General features: G+C 61.7%; 6 protein-coding genes. 1 reads left to right on the top strand and 5 read right to left on the bottom strand.

Features of this window, described 5'->3' with window-relative positions; genetic code table 11:
• Positions 1-213, top strand: a 213-nt coding sequence (locus JHD63_RS24250; RefSeq protein ID WP_233168537.1) for a hypothetical protein, incomplete at its 5' end; no start/stop codon positions are given.
• 39 nt (positions 214-252) lie between these two features.
• Here JHD63_RS24250 and hemP read toward each other — a convergent pair.
• The 5 genes from hemP to JHD63_RS22085 form a co-directional block, all read right to left on the bottom strand.
• Positions 253-474, bottom strand: a complete 222-nt coding sequence (gene hemP / locus JHD63_RS22105; RefSeq protein WP_198972939.1) for a hemin uptake protein HemP — start codon at positions 472-474, stop codon at positions 253-255.
• Positions 475-608: 134 nt separating this feature from the next.
• Positions 609-1,019, bottom strand: a complete 411-nt coding sequence (locus JHD63_RS22100; protein WP_198972938.1) for an ExbD/TolR family protein — start codon at positions 1,017-1,019, stop codon at positions 609-611.
• Position 1,020: 1 nt separating this feature from the next.
• Positions 1,021-1,737, bottom strand: coding sequence for a MotA/TolQ/ExbB proton channel family protein (locus JHD63_RS22095; RefSeq protein WP_198972937.1), 717 nt, complete (start codon positions 1,735-1,737; stop codon positions 1,021-1,023).
• A gap of 16 nt (positions 1,738-1,753) precedes the next feature.
• Positions 1,754-2,455, bottom strand: a complete 702-nt coding sequence (locus tag JHD63_RS22090) for an energy transducer TonB (protein ID WP_198972936.1) — start codon at positions 2,453-2,455, stop codon at positions 1,754-1,756.
• Between the two features lie 82 nt (positions 2,456-2,537).
• On the bottom strand, positions 2,538-2,810 hold the full coding sequence (locus tag JHD63_RS22085) for a (2Fe-2S)-binding protein (protein WP_198972935.1): 273 nt from the start codon (positions 2,808-2,810) through the stop codon (positions 2,538-2,540).
• Positions 2,811-3,105: the final 295 nt, after the last annotated feature.

Here is a 3,105-nt window from a genome sequence, read left to right as displayed (position 1 = left end):
GCAGGGAGTGCCTCCAATGTCTCGTTCAGGGTCGTTTGCAGCAGGCTCAAAGTAAAAAGGGAACGTGGTCCATACGTTCCCTTTTTACCTGCCTTCAGCTTCGCTTGGGCTTATCTGACTGGCATTGGACCTGCGGTCGGCTTTTTTCTTGTGCGCTGGGGAAAAAATGCGTGGCTGGACGGCGAACCGTTGGCTAGCAAAAACGACCCTTGAAGACTTGTGCAAGTCCCTGGAGTCGCCCCACGATGAAACCTATTTGGTCAGGATCAGCTTGCCCAGGCGGGTGGCCTGCAAGCGGTAGACGGAACCGTTGTGGATGATCTCCACCGCTTTGCGGCCGCGCAGCAGTTCGGCGCTTTCCACCGCGGCCTGCTCGAGGGATGAGTTCGGGCTGGTGCGCGAAATCTCGGCGTAGACCTGCCGCGACGCGGATGCCAGGACCGACGGAGAAGAGGGGCTTGCGCTTGCGTGCATGGAATGCTTCCTTTGCTGATTTCGCTATTGGTTAATGATAACCATTCTCAAAAATGCGTCAACAGAAGAGTGTCGGGATTTCTGTATCTTTGTGCTGCGGCGCAACTGCTGCCACAAGTGCGGCAGCGGAGGGCCTACTTCTTCGGCTCGGTGATGAAGCCAATCTTCTTCACGCCAGCCTGCTGCGCTGCTGACATGGCCTGGGCCACGCGTTCGTAGCGCACGTCCTTGTCGCCGCGGATGTGCAGTTCCGGCTGGGGCGTCTTGTGGCTCTCGGCTTGCAGCCTGGGCTCCAGGTCCTCATCCGCGATGCGGTTGTCGTTCCAGAAGTAGCTGCCATCGGCGGCCACGCTCAGGCGAATGGTCTCGGGCTTGGCATCCTCTGGCTGGCTGGAGGCGCGCGGAAGGTCGATCTTGACGGCGTCCTTCATGACCGGCACGGTGATGATGAAGATGATGAGCAGCACCAGCATGACGTCCACCAGCGGCGTCATGTTGATCTCGTTCATCACCTCGTCGGAGTCGTCTTGCGTCCCGAAGGCCATCTCACGCCCCCTTCTTGAGCGGCAGAACCGTGGCAGGGCCGTTTCCGCTGACACGCGCGCCGGTGACGAAATAGGCGTGCAGGTCATGGGCGAAGCTGTTGAGCTTGCTCAGCACCGACTTGTTGCCTCGCACCAGAGCGTTGTAGCCCAGCACCGCGGGGATGGCGACCGCCAGTCCCAAGGCGGTCATGATCAATGCCTCGCCGATCGGGCCCGCCACCTTGTCGATGCTGGCCTGGCCGGACATGCCGATGCTCATCAGGGCATGGTAGATGCCCCACACCGTACCGAAGAGGCCGATGAACGGCGCCGTGGAGCCGACCGAGGCGAGGATCGCCAGACCCGACTGCATGCGTGCCGTGACTTCATCAATGCCATTGCGCAGCGAGCGCGTCACCCAGTCGCTGACATCCAGGCTGTCGTGCAGATGGGCCTTGGTGTTGCGATGGTGCGCCGTTGCCTCGCGGCCTTCCACCGCGAGCTGACGAAACGGATTGGTCGCGTCAGCGCCGAGCTTCGTCAGGCCGGCGGCGAAGTCCTCGCTGTGCCAGAAGTCCTCTGCGTTGCGAGCGAACTTCTTGTAGCGCACGACATCCAGCGCCTTGATCAGGATGACGATCCAGGATGCCAGCGACATGCCCAGCAGCAGTACTGCGACCGCCTTGATGACAAAGTCGCCCTGCGACCAGACGTTGGCAAGGCCGAATTGGGAATCCATAAATACTCCAGAGAAATTATTCGAGAACGAAGTTGATCGGAACCTTGAACCACATGGCCTCTGCGACGCCATTGCGCTTGCCAGGAGTGAAGCGCCACTTCAAGACGGTCTCGTAAGCCTGCTTGTCCAGTCTTTCGTAGCCGCTGGACTTGGATATTTCCGCGCGCTCGGGCTGTCCCTGTGCGTTGATCAGGACGCGTATCTCCACCTTGCCCTGTTCACCAAGGCGCTTGCTGATGGCCGGATAGGCAGGCTTGGGGTTCTGCAGGTAGTCGGCGTCACTTGATGGGAGGACGATCTGCGGCGGCGCAGGAGGTGCGGGCGGCGCTGGAGGGGGCGATGGGGCCGGGGCCGGTGCCTCGATCGGTGGAGCCGGCGGCTGCGGCGTGGTCACGCCCGTAGGTGCATTGGGCGACGGAGTGGGATCCGCAATCGCCACAGGGCGAGGTGCGGGCGGCGGCGGCGCTTTCTTGACCTGCGGCGCAGGTGTCGGAGCGGGCTTGGGCGCGGGCGGCGGGGGCGCAGGCGGAATCTGGGGCTCGGGTGGCGTGATGATCTCGCTGATGATCTCTGCGGGAACAACGATGTCGATGGCGCGCTGCACCAGACCCGATTGGATGGCCCAGAGCACGGCCACGTGAAAGAGGACCACGCCGCCAACAATGGCGGCATTCCTGCTGATGCGCGGCGCAGGAGCGTAGCGTTGTGAAGCTGTCATGTCGGCGGCGCGACCCGCTGAAGCGGCCGCACGCAGGGAGTTTATTTATGGAAGATCCACCACAGCGACCCTGCAATCAAGATCAGACTGCCGCCGAGGATCGAGAACGGTTCCATGCCTTGCTATCCGCTATGGAGGACGTGAGCTGGATCACTTGGTGACCCGTTTCCCGTTGCAACGCGGCAATGGGATGGGAGGCGCTGCACTGCGCTACCACATCGCGCGCGCAGCTTTCACATTGACCGCACTGCGTGGCTACGCCGAGCTCGAACTGGATGTCGTCAAAGCTCAGTCCCGCTCGCACATGGCGGGCAATTTCGCGGTCGGAGACCCGATGGCATACGCAGACGATCATGGCAGGGGACGGCGGGCAGTGCTGATGGAACGGTTGTGCCAAGTATAAATGCGAATTCGTCGCATTAATAGGGGGCAAGTAGAAATCCTGCTGCGCGCACGGAACCCGGGCCTTCCGGTGCTGGTCGCGCATGACTTCTGGCGCCCACAGAAAAAAGGCCGGCAAAGCCCAATGCCAGTCAGTTAAGATCTGACTGGCATTTTCTTTGTGGGGAACTTGCTGCGAGAGCGCTTGACTTCGCGCGGGAATGACCGCCCGGCGCGGCGAGGCGGGAGCACGAAGTAGCGGGCTTGCT

The organism is Xylophilus sp. ASV27 (assembly GCF_016428875.1).
GTDB lineage: Bacteria > Pseudomonadota > Gammaproteobacteria > Burkholderiales > Burkholderiaceae_C > Xylophilus.
The sequence above is the reverse complement of the archived record's forward strand: the minus strand, read 5'-3'. Positions and strand labels throughout refer to the sequence as shown.

Bases quoted from the DNA above. Each gene is read 5' to 3' on its own strand.
- JHD63_RS22095 (WP_198972937.1), bottom strand. From the start codon at position 1,737: ATGGATTCCCAATTCGGCCTTGCCAACGTCTGGTCGCAGGGCGACTTT.
- JHD63_RS22090 (WP_198972936.1), bottom strand. From the start codon at position 2,455: ATGACAGCTTCACAACGCTACGCTCCTGCGCCGCGCATCAGCAGGAAT.
- JHD63_RS22100 (WP_198972938.1), bottom strand. From the start codon at position 1,019: ATGGCCTTCGGGACGCAAGACGACTCCGACGAGGTGATGAACGAGATC.
- JHD63_RS22085 (WP_198972935.1), bottom strand. From the start codon at position 2,810: ATGATCGTCTGCGTATGCCATCGGGTCTCCGACCGCGAAATTGCCCGC.
- hemP (WP_198972939.1), bottom strand. From the start codon at position 474: ATGCACGCAAGCGCAAGCCCCTCTTCTCCGTCGGTCCTGGCATCCGCG.